Source organism: Siphonobacter sp. BAB-5385 (assembly GCF_002261125.1).
In the GTDB taxonomy this organism is placed as follows: domain Bacteria; phylum Bacteroidota; class Bacteroidia; order Cytophagales; family Spirosomataceae; genus Siphonobacter.
In genome coordinates, this window is sequence record NZ_NMPS01000120.1 from 1 (window position 1) to 14141 (window position 14141).

Here is a 14141-nt window from a genome sequence, read left to right on the forward strand (position 1 = left end):
GGAGAGGTCCAGCCTGGAAGGCTCATGGGCTACTAGCTTGCTAGTAAGGAGGATGATAGCCAGTATGGGTTAAGAAAGTCTGTCTGGGTTACCACCATCTTTCAACACGTTGAAAGAATAAAGCCTTTTATATTTACGGCTCTAACCTCTTCCGTATGCTTAAGAAAGGATTGCCGTTAACTCTTTTTCTGTTTTTTCAAGTACTCTGTCTCGCTGCTCAGTCTTCTTTGGTTTGGTGGAATCCCGCCCGCCATGCGTTTCCCGTCATCGAGGGACAAGCCTGGAATCAGGAACTACAGCAACCCTATGACCGATTGCCGGGCCGGGCTGAAAAGCAGGTACGCCCGGCCGTATGGAATCTGTCGCGTCAATCGGCAGGACTGTTCATTCGCTTCAAATCCAACAGTGATCAGATTACCATTCGTTACCAGATCAAAGGCAATCAGGCCTTGCCGCACATACCTGCCACGGGTGTAAGTGGTGTCGATTTGTACGCTCGCAGTCCCCACGGCGATTTCTGGTGGTGCAATGGGAAGTACGCTTTTGGTGATACGATTACGTATCGGTACACCAGCTTGCAAACGAGTGAAAAAGGCCAGGAGTATCGTCTGTATTTGCCGTTGTATACGTCGGTTCAGTGGCTGGAAATTGGAATACCGGAAGGAAAAACACTCACACCACTGGCTTTGCGTCCTGAAAAACCGATTGTCGTTTACGGAACTTCGATTGCTCAGGGAGCCTGTGCCTCCCGACCGGGCATGGCCTGGACGGCCCAGCTGGAACGGCAAATGGATCACCCCTTACTGAACCTGGGATTTTCCGGCAATGGAAAACTGGAACCCGAACTGATCAACCTGATTAGTGAAATCGATGCTCGCCTCTACGTACTCGACTGCCTACCGAATCTGATTAGTACGACCGATGTAAAACCAGCGGAAGTCAAAAAGCGAATTCTCCAGTCCGTTCGTACGCTCCGACAAAAACGACCGACCGTACCCATTTTACTCGTCGAACACGCGGGGTATACGGATGGGTTCAGCAATCCCGTACGGGCCGCTTTGGTGACGGAAGTGAATATTATCATGCAGGAGGCGTACGCGGAGTTGAAGGCGGAAATAAAAGGTTCGGTGTACCTGCTCACGAAAACCGCCCTGAACCTGAGTCCCGATGCCATGGTAGATGGCACACACCCCTCGGATCTGGGCATGCAGCAGTACGCCCAGGCCTACGAACGGATCATCCGGTCCATCCTGAACGAACCCGTGGGCACCCTTTCTACGACGATTCCCAAAAGTCAGTCCCGGGATTTTTACGACTTCGAAACGCGTCACCGTGACGTGCTAAACCGGTTGAAAACCTACCCGCCGCGAATCGTTTTTCTGGGCAACTCCATTACGCACTTCTGGGGCGGCGAGCCCAAAACTAAAATCGTGCAGGGAGCTTCGAGTTGGAATCGGCTGATGGAGCCACGAAAAGTGCAGAACCTTGGCTTCGGCTGGGATCGGATCGAAAACGTACTCTGGCGGGTATATCACGGGCAACTCGACGGTTATCAGGCCAAACAGGTACTGGTAATGATCGGAACCAACAATCTGGAAGGAAATACGGATGAGGAAATCGCCGACGGACTGGTTTTTCTGATGAAAGCCATTCAAAGTCGACAGCCACAGGCCGAATTAGTATGGATCGGCATTTTGCCCCGGCGAGGTCAGGAAGAACGCGTACATCGCCTCAATCAGCACTTTGCCCAGCGGTCGGGGGAACTCAATATCCGCTTCCTGCAACCCGGTACCAATCTGCTACAGCAAGATGGAAAAATCAACGAAGCTTGGTTTACCGATGGGTTACACCCCAACGAACAGGGCTACGAACGGCTGGCCGAAAAACTCGAACCGTTTTTAGTGGGCCGTTAGATGGTTTCGTCCTTTTGGCAAATGAGTCGTCTCACGAAAGCAACGTTTCCTGAGACGACTCATTTTATCTGTAATCTAATTCCCCAGGGTAATTAGTACGGGTAGCTGCCTAAAGCTAGACTTAACCATGAGGCGAGTCAATTTCCAGCTTGTATCCTCTGCCGTGACTATTCACAATTCGTACCGTGGAAGCGGGTTGTAGCTTTTTTCGCAGTCGGGATACAAATACATCCAGGCTACGCCCTACGAATACGCCTTCGTCTTCCCAGACTTGTTTCATAAGCTGACTCCGATCAATTACCGTATTGGGAGCACCAACGAATACGTTCAGTAGTTTGGACTCTTTGGCCGAAAGCTCAATGCGTTCATCACCCAACCGTAGCACCTGCGTTTCGCGGCAAAAGGTAAGCGGCCCCAAGTGGACTAACGTCGTGGGTGTTATAGATTTGGCCGGAGCAGGCCTTTTTCGTTTAAATAAACGCCAGCCGAACCCAACCAGTAAAACTGGTAGAAGAAGCCAGGCAAACTTGATCGCACTAATCACTGAGGCTATCTGAACGGGCGGGTCCGCAAACTGGATTTGGATGCTATAGTCCCCTCGGGGCGGCGTTCGGGTTAAACAGGCAATCGATTTCCGATGCAGCGGTTGATGGACTTCGTAGCTATACACTACGGTGTTTGACTGCTCTTGTCTGACTTCTACCAGATAATCCAGTTCTGGTACATGACGTTGGATGATCTCAACCAGGGAAGCGGGTGTAAATGCAAAGGAACGCTTAAACCGGATCAAGAACGTATGATTATCCACTTGTTCAATGGGCAATACCCAGGAAGTAGAATCGCCCGACGCCAGCAGTACTTCGTGACCGATCTTCCGCATGGTCACCAGCATCTTTCCCCCCTCGCTGTAACCAGGCAGACGGATAAATAGCAGTAGTAACAGGGTAAGGATTGCGTGTCTCATCAATCAAAAATAGGCCTCAATAGGGGATGAATTTCAGGTTTTACATTTCGTTAACACTTTTTTACAGGCGATTTACGCTCGTCACATCCGCACCCGCTAGGTTTGACAGAACTGAATACAAAAATTAGGTTCTGTTCGCTCGGTATGAAGGAATGACGTACCGAACTACTAGTTAAAAAAATGATGTACTACTCCCGCGTATATGCTCTATTCTTACTCGCTGTTTTGCTCATTTCCTGTGGACAAAATCAAAAAAGAGTAGATGGTATCAAGTCCGAAATCAAAGACACCGTCACGGCCTACGGACCTACTACCATGGTTCGTAACGTAAAAAAGGGCAGAAACGGCACCATTCTGATTGCGGCTTCATGGGGCGGTGTGTTTCGGTACGATCCCAAACGGGCCTTTGAAAAACGGTTTACAAATCTCACCACTAAGATAGGCTCACACCGGTTCTGGGATGTCCTGGAAGATCGGCAGGGAAACCTCTGGTTCGCTTCCACCGATGCAGGGGTGTATCGATTTAATGGAAAATCTTTTCAGCATTTCACCACCGACGAAGGGCTTGCCAATAACGCAGTTATGGCGGTGTATGAAGATAAAGCTGGCATCCTCTGGTTCGCTACGGGAGGAGGCGTAAGTCGTTATGATCCCAGCCAGCCCGAAGGGAAATCGTTCCGAAATTTTACTACGAAAGAAGGACTTCCCAGTAACCATATCACAACGATCTTAGAAGACAGAACCGGGAAAATATGGATCGGTACCCGAGGCGAGACCTGTGTTTACGATGGAAAAACATTTACCGTGCCCAGAACGAAAGAAGGAAAAGCCTTTACTAACGTTTGGGGGATCACGGAGGATAAACAGGGTCATATTTGGTTCGGGGCAACAATCATCAAAGCGAAAAAAGGCGATACGCTGGTTGTTACCACTGGTCTTTGGCACTATGATGGCAGCACCTTTACCAAAATAAATCAGCGGGGTGCCTCGGCGATTATCGAAGATAGAAAAGGAAATCTCTGGACGACCGGTGACGTACAGCCCAATGGGGTCGGAGCCTGGAAATTGCTTCGGTATGATCAGAAGTCCCTATCCAGTCAAAATCCCACCGTAACCGAAATCATGTCCCTGGGAAAAATGCTTTGTGGCATCCTGGAAGCTGAGGATGGAAGTATCTGGTTTGGATCGATACATGGAGTGTATCGGTATGACGGAAAAACTATTACGGATTTTAAAGATAAAGCACCTCAGGACTCGTTGAAAAAGCTTCATCAGTAATAAAGTCCAACGAAACGAGTAGCTTCAAATCCTTGCAATCGTCAGCTGACAACCATCATTGGTACCGATAGGGGTAAGGCGATTTTCCCGAATCGATGACGTATCCCAGGCATGCGTGGAATCCATAATTAATTTTCTTTTACGTAATTCAGGAAAAATGGTTCAAATGACGAATTTTGTGCGTTTTTGTAGAAATACGCCGTATGAAAAAGGTATTAGTTCTTCTTTTGCTTAGTCTGAGTATTCAACTACACGCTCAGCGGGGAAGCCTCCGCGAAAGTCTTTCCCTGTCCAGTACAACGTTGGGCCGTCCGGTGCAGTATAGTTTGTTTTTGCCCGAGGGGTACGAAGCAGGCAATCGAAAATATCCGGTCTTATACCTATTGCACGGTTTCGGCGATGACGAAACGGGCTGGACGCAGATGGGCGACGTGGAAACGATTGCCAGTCAGGCGATGGCTTCCGGACAAGTTCCACCCATGATCATCGTGATGCCCGATGCCGGAAAAAGCTGGTACGTGAACAGTGCGGATGGCAAGAACCGCTACGAAGATTTCTTTGTAAACGAGCTGATTCCCCACATTGATTCTACCTATCGAACCCGTACGGACAAACAGTTTCGGGCCATTGCGGGCCTGTCAATGGGCGGATACGGTACCTTATTGCTGGCCAGCAAACACACCGAACTTTTCTCGGCGGCGGCTCCGCTGAGTGCGGCGGTTTTCACGGATGCCGAGGTAGTGTCCATGCCCGAAGCCGACTGGAAACGCCGCTTTACCAACGTATACCCTACACAGCAAAAAGGGAAAGAGCGATTGAGCAAGGACTGGAATCAGAATTCCATTTTTAAAATCCTGGAAACTACGTCGCCTGACGCACTAAAATCCGTTCGCTTTTACGTAGATTGCGGCGATGACGATCACCTGATCAAAGGCAATATGAGTCTGCACGCGACGATGCTGGATCGAAATATTCCGCATCAGTTTCGGGTTCGCGATGGCGGCCACACCTGGATTTACTGGCGAACGGCTTTACCGGAAGTACTAAACTTTGTCAGTCAGGGTTTTCACTAACAAACCGTCACCGTACCATTAACGTATATCGATTATGGTTGCTTTAGAAACCGTAATCATACATTCCTCAAACAAATTCTGATTTAACGCTACCCGTATTCCTAAAAGTCGTTTATTTACCCCCATGAACACGATCAAGTCCCTGAGTCTGACGATCCGGTACGCCCTACTCGTGCTATTTAGCGTACTGACATTAACCGCACAGGCTCAGCCGTTTAAAGTCATCGCTTTTTATACCGCCAAAAACGATCCTGCCCATATCAGCTTTGTGCACGAAGCCAACCGCTGGTTTGCCAAAGCAGCCAAACAACACGCGTTACGTACGATTCGACCAGCAACTGGGCCAACCTTAATGCTGGTTTTCTGGCTAATTATAAGGTAGTGATTTTCCTGGATACCCGTCCGGAAGCCCCCGCTCAGCGAAAGGCTTTTCAGACGTACATAGAAAAAGGCGGAGCCTGGCTCGGCTTTCACTTTTCGGCCTTTGCTCTAACACCCTCGAAATACCCTCAGAACTGGCCCTGGTACCACCAGCAGTTTTTAGGTTCGGGTGAATACAAAAGCAATACCTGGGGTCCCACGGAAGCTGTATTACGCGTAGAAAATGCGGAACATCCGGCGACTAAAAACCTGCCTAAAACCTTTACCTCCTCGCCCAACGAGTGGTATAGCTGGAAAAATGATTTGCGGAAAAATCCAAACATTCAGATTTTACTTTCCATCGATCCGGAAAGCTTTCCCTTAGGAACGGGCCCGAAACCCAATGAAATCTGGAAAAGCGGCTATTATCCGGTCGTGTGGACAAACAAGAAATACAAAATGCTCTACGTCAACATGGGCCATAACGACCTGGATTACGAGCACAAAACCAACGAAGAACTTTCCTTCACGTTCGAAAACGAAATTCAGAATCAGCTCATCCTGGATGGGTTATTCTGGTTGGGCGGACGGACGAAATAGAATACCGATCCACAAAAAAGGGCCTTCGTACGAAGGCCCTTTTTTATTAGTCGATTATAGTGAAGTAATGCAGGCCAGGCATTCGTTGAGATGCTTAGCGGTTCGGAAATTAGGGTGTTCCAGCTTATGTTCAATCTGTTCGTGTAACCAGGTAGTATGGTAAGGAACGTGAATGGCTTGCCCACCAATGTTCAGCACGGGTAGTACATCCGATTTAATCGAATTGCCAATCATCATAAACTCCTCGGGCTTAATATCTAGGTGCTTGATTAGTTTCAGGTAATCGGCCTCCTTCTTGTCACTCATGATTTCGATGTGGTGAAAGAAATGCTCCAGTCCGGACTTTTTAAGTTTCCGTTCCTGATCCAGCAAATCCCCCTTCGTGGCTACGACCAATCGGTAGGAATCTTTGAGCAAGGACAACGTCTGCTGCACGCCGTCCAGCAATTCGATGGGCTTTTGTAACAATTCTTTGCCGTATTCAATGGCTTTGGCGATCACTTCGGGTCGGACGTTGTAATCCGTAACCGTCAGTGCCGTCTCAATCATTGCCAGCATGAAGCCTTTCACGCCATAGCCGTAGATCGCAAGATTGGCAATTTCAGTTTTGAAAAGCTCCTGGGAAACGGTGTGATGCGGCAGAAAATCTTCCAGTAACGCACAGAATTTTCGTTCGGTTTCCTGAAAGTACGGTTCGTTTACCCAGAGGGTGTCGTCGGCATCGAAGGCAATTACTTTTAATGACATGGCAATACGGGTAACAAGAAGGTTATAATCGATTCAAAAATAAACGGATGCCACACCAGAAAAAAATCGGGGCTCATCCGTTCACGGATGAGCCCCGATTCCGATTATTTCCGAGCGGGTTTCGTTGACATGTAGAAGGTGAGTTTTCCACCTTTCAGCACATCCGCGTGGCTAAGTTGCCAGTTAGTAACGGGCTTGCCGTTTAGCAATACTTTCTCTACGTATACGTGTTTGTCGCTCTGGTTGATGGCTTCAATGGTAAAGGTCTGTCCGTTTTCCAGTTGAATTTTGGCATTTTTCACCAGCGGGCTACCAATCGAATACACATCCGATCCCGGAGCGACGGGGTAGAAACCCATCGACGAGAACAGGTACCAGGCACTCATCTGACCGCAGTCGTCGTTTCCGCCGAGTCCGTCGGATGTGGGCTTGTACTGCATGTTCAGAATCATCCGTACGCGGGCCTGCGTCTTCCAGGGCTGTCCGGCCCAGTTGTACAGATAAGCCACGTGGTGAGCGGGTTCATTGCCGTGAATGTATCCACCAATAATTCCTTCGCGGGTGATGTCTTCCGTTTCGGCGAAAAACTGATCGGGCAGGCGCATGGAAAACAGCGTATCGAGTCGGGCCGCGAAGATTTTCGCCCCACCCATAGCCTGCATCAGAGCCTGCGGGTCCTGGGGTACGAAGAAGCTGAAATTCCAGCTATTACCTTCAATGAATCCCTGTCCGTGCGTACTGAGCAGATCAAAGTCTTTTTTAAAGGAACCATCCGCCAGCCGGGGACGCATGAACCGGATCGAACTGTCAAAGACGTTTTTCCAATTCTGAGCACGTTTCTGATACGTTTCGTACACATCCGTTCGTCCGAGTTTCTTGGCTAGCTGAGCAATAGCCCAGTCGTCGTAGGCGTACTCCAGCGTGTTTGATACGGAAGTACCGTTTTGTTCCGCCGGAATATACCCCCGGTCGATATAGACTCCAATGCCTTCGTAATCGCGGTGATTAGATGTAGCGATACAGGCCTCCAGGGCTTTCATGGGATCACCCTTGTACACGCCTTTGATGATGGCATCGGCCAGTACCGAAACGCTGTGGTACCCGCTCATGCACCAGTTGTCGTTGGCGTAGTGCGACCAGACGGGCAGCATTTTTAAGGTGCTTTGGTCGTAGTGCTTCATCATTGAAGCCACCATGTCGTTGTTACGACCGGGCTGCATCAAATTGAAGAAGGGGTGCAACGCCCGATAGGTATCCCACAAAGAAAAAGTCGTGTAGTTGGTGAAGCCTTCGGCTTTATGAACATCCTGATCGAGGCCTTTGTACTGGCCATTAACATCCATGTAAACCGTCGGGTTAATGAAGGTGTGGTACAGTGACGTATAGAAATTGATTTTTTCGTTTTCCGAAGCTTCGATCTGGATTTTATTCAGTTCCTGATTCCACTGCAACTGAGCCTGTTTTTTGTACCCATCAAAATTCCAGTGAGTCGCTTCCGCCCGCATGTTTTCCAGGGCATTTTGCTGACTAACGGGCGAGAGAGCCATTTTCACCTTGATCTTTTCACCTTCCTGGGTATCAAAGTCGAAATGCATGCGGAGCTTCTTTCCGGCGATTTCGGGGAAATTATGGTTCTGATCAAACTTCCGCCAGAAGCCCCGGTACACCTGTGGCTTGTCGAAGTTCTGCTGACCGTACGATTTGAAAGGCTTGGAGAAGGTCATGGCGAAATATTCGGTCCGGGTACGAGCCCAGCCGTTGGTTTGACGGTATCCCGTTACCAGCGTATCGTTCACCACCCGAATGTAAGTCCAGACTACTTTTTCGTCGTAGTTATAAATCCCCGCCATCATGTCCAGAATGATGTGTGAAGCGTCCGATTTTGGAAACGTATATTGATGTACGCCCACGCGGTTGGTGGCGGTCAATTCGGCCAGAATGTTGTCATCATCCAGCTTCACCCGGTAGTATCCGGCCTCGGCTACTTCATTGTCGTGAGAGAAGGCCGAACGAAAACCCGTTTTGGTATTGGAAGCCACGCCGGGATTCAGCTGAAGGCGTCCCTGCGTAGGCATCACCAGAAAATCGCCCAAATCCGAGTGACCCGTACCACTGAAATGCGTATGGCTGAAACCCACAATGGTTTTGTCTTCGTACTTGTAGCCCGCACAATATCGATACACATCACCATTATACTTACCGTTGCGTTCGTAAGAATGGTATCCGTATCCGGACTAAGCTGGACGGCTCCGAAGGGAACCGTAGCTCCCGGAAAGGTATGGCCCATTTTCTCGGTACCAATCAGGGGGCGAACGTAGGGCACCAGATTCTGTTGAGCGTAGGAAAGAAAGAAGAGGAGTTGAAATGCAAGGGTCAATAAACCTTTCATCGAGCTTTTTTTGCACGAATATACGTCTGAATCAGATTCAGGTACGTAGAAAGGCTAAAAGGGATGGTTATTAAGAATGCAAGGCACCCTTTTTCCCGTGAGTTGAGCTAAAAAATTGGCATTCTTTTTTATTGCTTTCTTGCGGAGTCTAAACTATTACTTCAGCCACCTATGAAAAAGTTTTTTCGGGAAAACGGATTGTCGTTAATCCTGGCCCTTATTACTCTCCTTACCTTATTGGCTCACCTGCTTACGGGATGGCAGGATTTAAATAATGAACGACAGGATTTCGGTCAAAACCCACTTACGCTGGGTGAGTACTTCGGCAGTGGCCATTGCATAGAATCGGTTTTTGAAAACTGGGAAAGCGAATTCCTTCAGATGGCCTTGTACGTATTGTTGACGGTATCGCTGTACCAAAAGGGCTCGTCCGAATCCAAAAGCCTGACCGAAGAGGAAGAAGTAGACCGCGAACCTTCGCCGACCCGTGCAGGAGCACCCTGGCCCGTCCGGAAAGGGGGCTGGGTAGTCAAGTTATATCAGAATTCCCTGAGTCTGGCTTTTTTCGTACTCTTTGGACTATCGTTTGTGTTACACGCCATTGGTGGGGTACAGGCCCACAATGAAGAGCAGCAGCTACAGGGGAAAGCCGACTTTATGAGCTTAGGTGAATTTCTGGGATCGAGTGAGTTCTGGTTTCAATCGTTTCAGAACTGGCAGAGTGAGTTCCTATCGGTATTTTCTATCGTAGTCCTGTCCATCTTCCTACGGCAAAAAGGCTCACCTGAATCAAAACCCGTTGATGCTCCGCATCAGGAGACGGGCAATTAACAGGCCTGCGAAGACGTCGTTTTGATGGGGAAACACCGGGCCATGGCCAGCATAAATAGGGCCATACAGGTTAAGCCAATGGCGGTAGTCATTTGAATCCACTGCCCGCCGGGAAAAGCTTGTAGTGATTTGATGAGGTCGTCCATGTTCATGACCCAGTGCGGATTTTCTTTCCAGGCCCCTTTAATCAGGTACCAGCTCGTAGAGGCCAGTATGCCACCCACGGTCAGGAAGCCCACCAGATTACACACCCAAAGAAAGCCATGGAGCCACTTAGGGAAAGCCTCTTTATTTAGACTCTTGTAGACAGTGCCTGAAATGCCTTTGTACATCTGTAATCCCGCCCAGAGCATCAGAAAAACACCCACGAGGATAATGAGCCAGTCCCCGCCCTTGACCATTAGTAGCTTGGAAACCCAAAGCTGCTTCTGATTTTGATCATCCGCATGTCCCATTAAAAGTTTTACTGCCGTTATACCCAGACTTGTATACGTAAGACCGCTGAGGAAATAATTTAACCGATAAATCCACCCTAGTACACCTTTGCCCTTCTTATACGGATCAAAATAAATTTCAGCCATCCGCCAGACGGTATGCCCCGCTAAGGATAGGGCCATTAAGACTAACACTACGGCTCCCACGTCGGTTTTGATGAATTCCTGCAAAACGGCTTTTCGTCCGGGATCCGGGCCTCGTTGCCCCAGAGCAAATTGGATGGCAAAGAAAGCGACGCAACCGTATAAAATTCCTTTGGTTAAATAACTAAGTCGGGTTAAACTGGCAACGGTTTGTTCCCAGGTACGCGGACTCGTTTTCGTTTGGGCAATGGCTTCCATGCTTCGGGTTTAAAGTTCACTAGACCCAAAAAAGGCTAACTCGATCGGTTAGCCTTTTTTGAGTTAATCCTGTATTGCATTTGCAGGCTGTTAAAGATTACGAGACACCCCACGTTCATCCGTATTTAGCGTATCGACGTCTACTTCCGTATGACGGACCGTATCACGGACGGTTTCTACGTGTTCATCCACTTCTTTGCCTAAGGTAACTTCTTCCACGACCCGGGCTTCTTTCGAAACAACGGGTACTTCGGCGTGTTCAACCACATCGATCTGGCCTTCCTGGAACGTTGCAAAATCCGCATCAGTAGCCGGACGGTCCACGGGGGTACGGTTTACTACCACGCGTTCCTGACGCAGACGGACGTTTTCTTCAACCGGTCGCTCCACGATACGGCTGCGGAGGCGGGCTCCACCCGTTTCAATGCTACGTTTGCCTACCTGCAGATTCTCTTCAATGACCTTGGCAGAAGCGGCCTGGTTGTCGGCAGTAAATTCATCCCTCACAATGTCAGCGTTTGAATGAGGCTGTAAGGGATCAACCGTTAATGAATCTTCCGTAGGTTGATAGTCAGCCGGGTAGGGCGTTGAACCGGTAGCCGTAGTGGCTACGTAGCCATATTCGTTGGCTTTTTCGTCGATATCCACGGCTCCGTGTTCATCCAGAATATCCGAAGCCAGACGAGCCTGTACATCCGATGCATTGTGTACCGTGACAATCGAACCCCGACGGGCTACGTGTGAATATTTGTCGGCATCATCGGTATCGCTACCAAAAAGCGATTTGAAGAAATTACCGATGCCTGTGTCATTATCGCTTTCGTGTGCGGTAGTCGTAGCGTCTACGCTACCCGTAGCTGAAGCGGAGATATCTACGTTTTCTTCTGAAAATCCGCGTTGGATGAGTTGAGCAGCAGCCGTTTGTGCTTGCAGGGCCGTATCAAACAGGCCAATAACAGTCTTTGACATGATTCTTACATTTGGGTTGTGATGGAATTTTTTACCGATGAATACGAAACCTATGCTTCCGGACCAGTACTACGTGTAATTACAATTTCTTCCTGCCGCAGCATAACGGGCTGGTGAGTAGTAGTCTGTACTTCTTCTTTGGTGATACGAACTTCTTCCACCAGTACCAGGCGTTTAACAAGGATTTCCTTGACGACCGGCACGATCATGGTTTCACCTTCGTACCGTACCGCTGGAGGCGTATCAATGTATTGGTTGATGGGTACGCGTTCTACCTTTACTTGTTGCTGCGTAAGGGGAAGTTCCACAAGTTCTTCGCGTTCGTGCACACGTTTACTTACGGTTACTCGACCCGTTTCTTCCAGCTGTGTATCAACCTTCAGCTGTTCTTCGATTACCGGCAAAACCACGGGACGCGGGCCGGATTCATTCGTTACGGAAGGATTAGTGTTCGTATTCATCAGGTCTATCAGGGGTAAAATTCGTTCCATTAGCCTTCGTAGGAGACTATACGTTCAATTTTAAGAAATTAACACCCCAAATGTTACCGTCTTAGGGAGCGGGCTTCACAGCCCGAAAGAAATTTCGGTAAAACATTTAGTATCAGCCATGTTTCGCTAGTGTCAGACCAAACGTTTCGAACGTTGGTACTTTTTACTCAGGATACTGGGACGCGGGGGTGAGGCACTGATCAACCCTGTAGCCCGCCTAGAGGAAACCTTTCTACACATTCTCATTTATGAGGCTTTGAAAGGGTCACTGATGGTCTGAAATGCCTATTGGATGCGGCTGGCTACACTTTTTAGCATACTCATTTACAGTGACTTGGGCAGTAAACGTAAAGTAGGATTTTATGCTTAGTGTACTTCTTCTAAATGCATAAATCACACTACACAATTACCAACGGTCTATAGCGTATAGCCATTCCAATAATTTTAAACGTATGAAACTTCAAGAAAAAGAAGTTGCTTCCACTGCCTCTTCGACGACCACCTGGACCGAACCTATTGGTACGACCGTTACTCCACCGACCTCTGTCAATCCAAAAAATTTAGTGTGCTTCTCCCATTTGCGTTGGAATTTCGTTTACCAGCGACCCCAACATTTACTAAGCCGTGCCAGTAAGGAATGGCAGGTGTGGTTTCTGGAAGAACCTGTATTTAAAGAGGGACCCATTCGGCTGGAAAAACACGAAATACAATCCCAGCTCTGTGTACTCGTACCCTGTATGCCGCACGGCTTAAAGCCAGAGGAAGTAATCGCTCAGCAAAAACGATTGATTGACGAGTTCATCGCCAGCGAAGGTATCTCTTCTTACGTAGCCTGGTACTACACACCCATGGCCCTTGCTTTCAGTCCCGAAGTTGCCCCGGAACTTACGGTTTACGATTGCATGGATGAGTTAAGTGCCTTTCTGGGGGCTCCCCGCCAACTGATTGATCTGGAACAACGGTTGATTGAGCAGGCGGACGTGGTATTTACGGGCGGCCATAGTTTGTACGAGGCTAAACGCGATAAGCACGCACATACCTACGCGTTCCCCAGCAGTATTGATTTTCTCCACTTCAGTCAGTCTCGTAAACCACAACCCGATCCGGACGATCAGCGGCAATTTGCCCACCCCCGTATCGGTTTTTGTGGCGTGATTGACGAACGATTCGATATTGAATTAGTTAGAGAACTGGCTCAGCGTCGCCCCGACTGGCAATTCATTTTCCTGGGACCCGTCGTGAAAATCAATCCGGCGAGTTTGCCGAAGGCTCCCAATGTCCATTATTTGGGTATGAAGTCGTATCAGGAAATTCCCCGGTACTTTGCTCACTGGGATGCGGCCATTTTACCCTTTGCGATTTGCCCGGCTACGCGATACATCAGTCCCACCAAAACGCCGGAATATCTGGCCTCGGGCTTACCCGTTGTTTCCACGCCGATTCACGACGTAATTCGAAACTACGGAAGCCGCAACTGGGTACACATTGCCGATACTGCCGAACGCTTTGAAGCGGCCCTGGAGCAGGCTCTGGCCGACAAAGGCATGACGCATCGGAAAGAAGTAGATACCTTTTTGAATGAAAATTCCTGGGATCGGGTTTGGAACGAAATGGCAGGTTTGATGAAGCTTCACGCTCAACCTGCCTAAGACAAACGTTTCACCCCTGTTCATGAAACTTTGGCGACGGG

Annotated in this window: 14 protein-coding genes; 7 read left to right on the forward strand and 7 right to left on the reverse strand. The window is 48.9% G+C overall.

Going from position 1 to position 14141, the window contains the following annotated elements; all coding sequences use genetic code 11:
• Window positions 1-155: 155 nt before the first annotated feature.
• Window positions 156-1913: an SGNH/GDSL hydrolase family protein gene (locus BWI93_RS11935; protein ID WP_094811563.1), complete on the forward strand. Its 1758-nt coding sequence runs from the start codon at window positions 156-158 to the stop codon at window positions 1911-1913.
• A 121-nt stretch (window positions 1914-2034) separates the two neighbouring features.
• Here the strand turns inward: BWI93_RS11935 and BWI93_RS11940 are convergent, their stop codons facing one another.
• On the reverse strand, window positions 2035-2877 hold the full coding sequence (locus tag BWI93_RS11940; protein ID WP_141217444.1) for a winged helix-turn-helix domain-containing protein: 843 nt from the start codon (window positions 2875-2877) through the stop codon (window positions 2035-2037).
• Between the two features lie 180 nt (window positions 2878-3057).
• Here BWI93_RS11940 and BWI93_RS11945 point away from each other — a divergent pair, with 180 nt between their 5' ends.
• The 4 genes from BWI93_RS11945 to BWI93_RS11955 all read left to right on the forward strand — a co-directional run bounded on the left by BWI93_RS11945 (window position 3058) and on the right by BWI93_RS11955 (window position 6188).
• Window positions 3058-4155 (forward strand): two-component regulator propeller domain-containing protein, encoded by a 1098-nt coding sequence (locus tag BWI93_RS11945; RefSeq protein ID WP_255157812.1) that lies wholly within the window; start codon window positions 3058-3060, stop codon window positions 4153-4155.
• Window positions 4156-4358: 203 nt separating this feature from the next.
• A complete protein-coding gene (locus BWI93_RS11950; protein ID WP_094811567.1) occupies window positions 4359-5228 on the forward strand; it encodes an esterase family protein in 870 nt (289 codons plus the stop codon).
• Window positions 5229-5352: 124 nt separating this feature from the next.
• Window positions 5353-5610, forward strand: a complete 258-nt coding sequence (locus tag BWI93_RS29540) for a hypothetical protein (protein WP_369679143.1) — start codon at window positions 5353-5355, stop codon at window positions 5608-5610.
• The gene (locus BWI93_RS11955) at window positions 5514-6188 is read left to right on the forward strand and encodes a ThuA domain-containing protein (RefSeq protein ID WP_369679148.1); all 675 of its coding nucleotides are present in this window, start codon (window positions 5514-5516) and stop codon (window positions 6186-6188) included. The genes BWI93_RS29540 and BWI93_RS11955 overlap by 97 nt, the downstream gene beginning before the upstream one ends.
• Window positions 6189-6242: 54 nt before the next feature.
• On the opposite strand, the gene BWI93_RS11960 is transcribed toward BWI93_RS11955, so the two are convergent.
• The 3 genes from BWI93_RS11960 to BWI93_RS28725 all read right to left on the reverse strand — a co-directional run bounded on the left by BWI93_RS11960 (window position 6243) and on the right by BWI93_RS28725 (window position 9324).
• Complete coding sequence (locus BWI93_RS11960) at window positions 6243-6935, reverse strand: HAD family hydrolase (RefSeq protein WP_094811569.1); 693 nt, start codon at window positions 6933-6935, stop codon at window positions 6243-6245.
• Between the two features lie 104 nt (window positions 6936-7039).
• Window positions 7040-9118: a GH92 family glycosyl hydrolase gene (locus BWI93_RS11965; protein WP_255157813.1), complete on the reverse strand. Its 2079-nt coding sequence runs from the start codon at window positions 9116-9118 to the stop codon at window positions 7040-7042.
• The gene (locus tag BWI93_RS28725; RefSeq protein ID WP_255157814.1) at window positions 9010-9324 is read right to left on the reverse strand and encodes a hypothetical protein; all 315 of its coding nucleotides are present in this window, start codon (window positions 9322-9324) and stop codon (window positions 9010-9012) included. The genes BWI93_RS11965 and BWI93_RS28725 overlap by 109 nt, the downstream gene beginning before the upstream one ends.
• A 171-nt stretch (window positions 9325-9495) precedes the next feature.
• Between BWI93_RS28725 and BWI93_RS11970 the strand changes: the two genes are divergently transcribed.
• Window positions 9496-10155 carry a DUF6766 family protein gene (locus BWI93_RS11970; RefSeq protein ID WP_094811571.1) on the forward strand — a complete coding sequence of 220 codons (660 nt, stop codon included), beginning with the start codon at window positions 9496-9498 and terminating at the stop codon, window positions 10153-10155.
• On the opposite strand, the gene BWI93_RS11975 is transcribed toward BWI93_RS11970, so the two are convergent.
• The 3 genes from BWI93_RS11975 to BWI93_RS11985 all read right to left on the reverse strand — a co-directional run bounded on the left by BWI93_RS11975 (window position 10152) and on the right by BWI93_RS11985 (window position 12421).
• Window positions 10152-10991: a DUF1206 domain-containing protein gene (locus BWI93_RS11975; protein WP_094811573.1), complete on the reverse strand. Its 840-nt coding sequence runs from the start codon at window positions 10989-10991 to the stop codon at window positions 10152-10154. The two genes, BWI93_RS11970 and BWI93_RS11975, sit on opposite strands and share 4 nt — an antisense overlap.
• A gap of 90 nt (window positions 10992-11081) precedes the next feature.
• Window positions 11082-11960, reverse strand: a complete 879-nt coding sequence (locus BWI93_RS11980; RefSeq protein WP_094811575.1) for a YsnF/AvaK domain-containing protein — start codon at window positions 11958-11960, stop codon at window positions 11082-11084.
• Window positions 11961-12010: 50 nt separating this feature from the next.
• Window positions 12011-12421 carry a YsnF/AvaK domain-containing protein gene (locus tag BWI93_RS11985; protein WP_094811705.1) on the reverse strand — a complete coding sequence of 137 codons (411 nt, stop codon included), beginning with the start codon at window positions 12419-12421 and terminating at the stop codon, window positions 12011-12013.
• Window positions 12422-12903: 482 nt separating this feature from the next.
• Between BWI93_RS11985 and BWI93_RS11990 the strand changes: the two genes are divergently transcribed.
• A complete protein-coding gene (locus tag BWI93_RS11990; protein ID WP_094811577.1) occupies window positions 12904-14100 on the forward strand; it encodes a glycosyltransferase in 1197 nt (398 codons plus the stop codon).
• The last annotated feature ends 41 nt before the right edge of the window (window positions 14101-14141 follow it).

Excerpts from the sequence above, each read along its gene's own strand:
- BWI93_RS11975 (WP_094811573.1), bottom strand. The coding sequence starts at position 10,991 with ATGGAAGCCATTGCCCAAACGAAAACGAGTCCGCGTACCTGGGAACAA.
- BWI93_RS11970 (WP_094811571.1), top strand. The coding sequence starts at position 9,496 with ATGAAAAAGTTTTTTCGGGAAAACGGATTGTCGTTAATCCTGGCCCTT.
- BWI93_RS11990 (WP_094811577.1), top strand. The coding sequence starts at position 12,904 with ATGAAACTTCAAGAAAAAGAAGTTGCTTCCACTGCCTCTTCGACGACC.
- BWI93_RS28725 (WP_255157814.1), bottom strand. The coding sequence starts at position 9,324 with ATGAAAGGTTTATTGACCCTTGCATTTCAACTCCTCTTCTTTCTTTCC.
- BWI93_RS11945 (WP_255157812.1), top strand. The coding sequence starts at position 3,058 with ATGATGTACTACTCCCGCGTATATGCTCTATTCTTACTCGCTGTTTTG.
- BWI93_RS11935 (WP_094811563.1), top strand. The coding sequence starts at position 156 with ATGCTTAAGAAAGGATTGCCGTTAACTCTTTTTCTGTTTTTTCAAGTA.
- BWI93_RS11960 (WP_094811569.1), bottom strand. The coding sequence starts at position 6,935 with ATGTCATTAAAAGTAATTGCCTTCGATGCCGACGACACCCTCTGGGTA.
- BWI93_RS11985 (WP_094811705.1), bottom strand. The coding sequence starts at position 12,421 with ATGAATACGAACACTAATCCTTCCGTAACGAATGAATCCGGCCCGCGT.
- BWI93_RS11980 (WP_094811575.1), bottom strand. The coding sequence starts at position 11,960 with ATGTCAAAGACTGTTATTGGCCTGTTTGATACGGCCCTGCAAGCACAA.
- BWI93_RS29540 (WP_369679143.1), top strand. The coding sequence starts at position 5,353 with ATGAACACGATCAAGTCCCTGAGTCTGACGATCCGGTACGCCCTACTC.
- BWI93_RS11940 (WP_141217444.1), bottom strand. The coding sequence starts at position 2,877 with ATGAGACACGCAATCCTTACCCTGTTACTACTGCTATTTATCCGTCTG.
- BWI93_RS11950 (WP_094811567.1), top strand. The coding sequence starts at position 4,359 with ATGAAAAAGGTATTAGTTCTTCTTTTGCTTAGTCTGAGTATTCAACTA.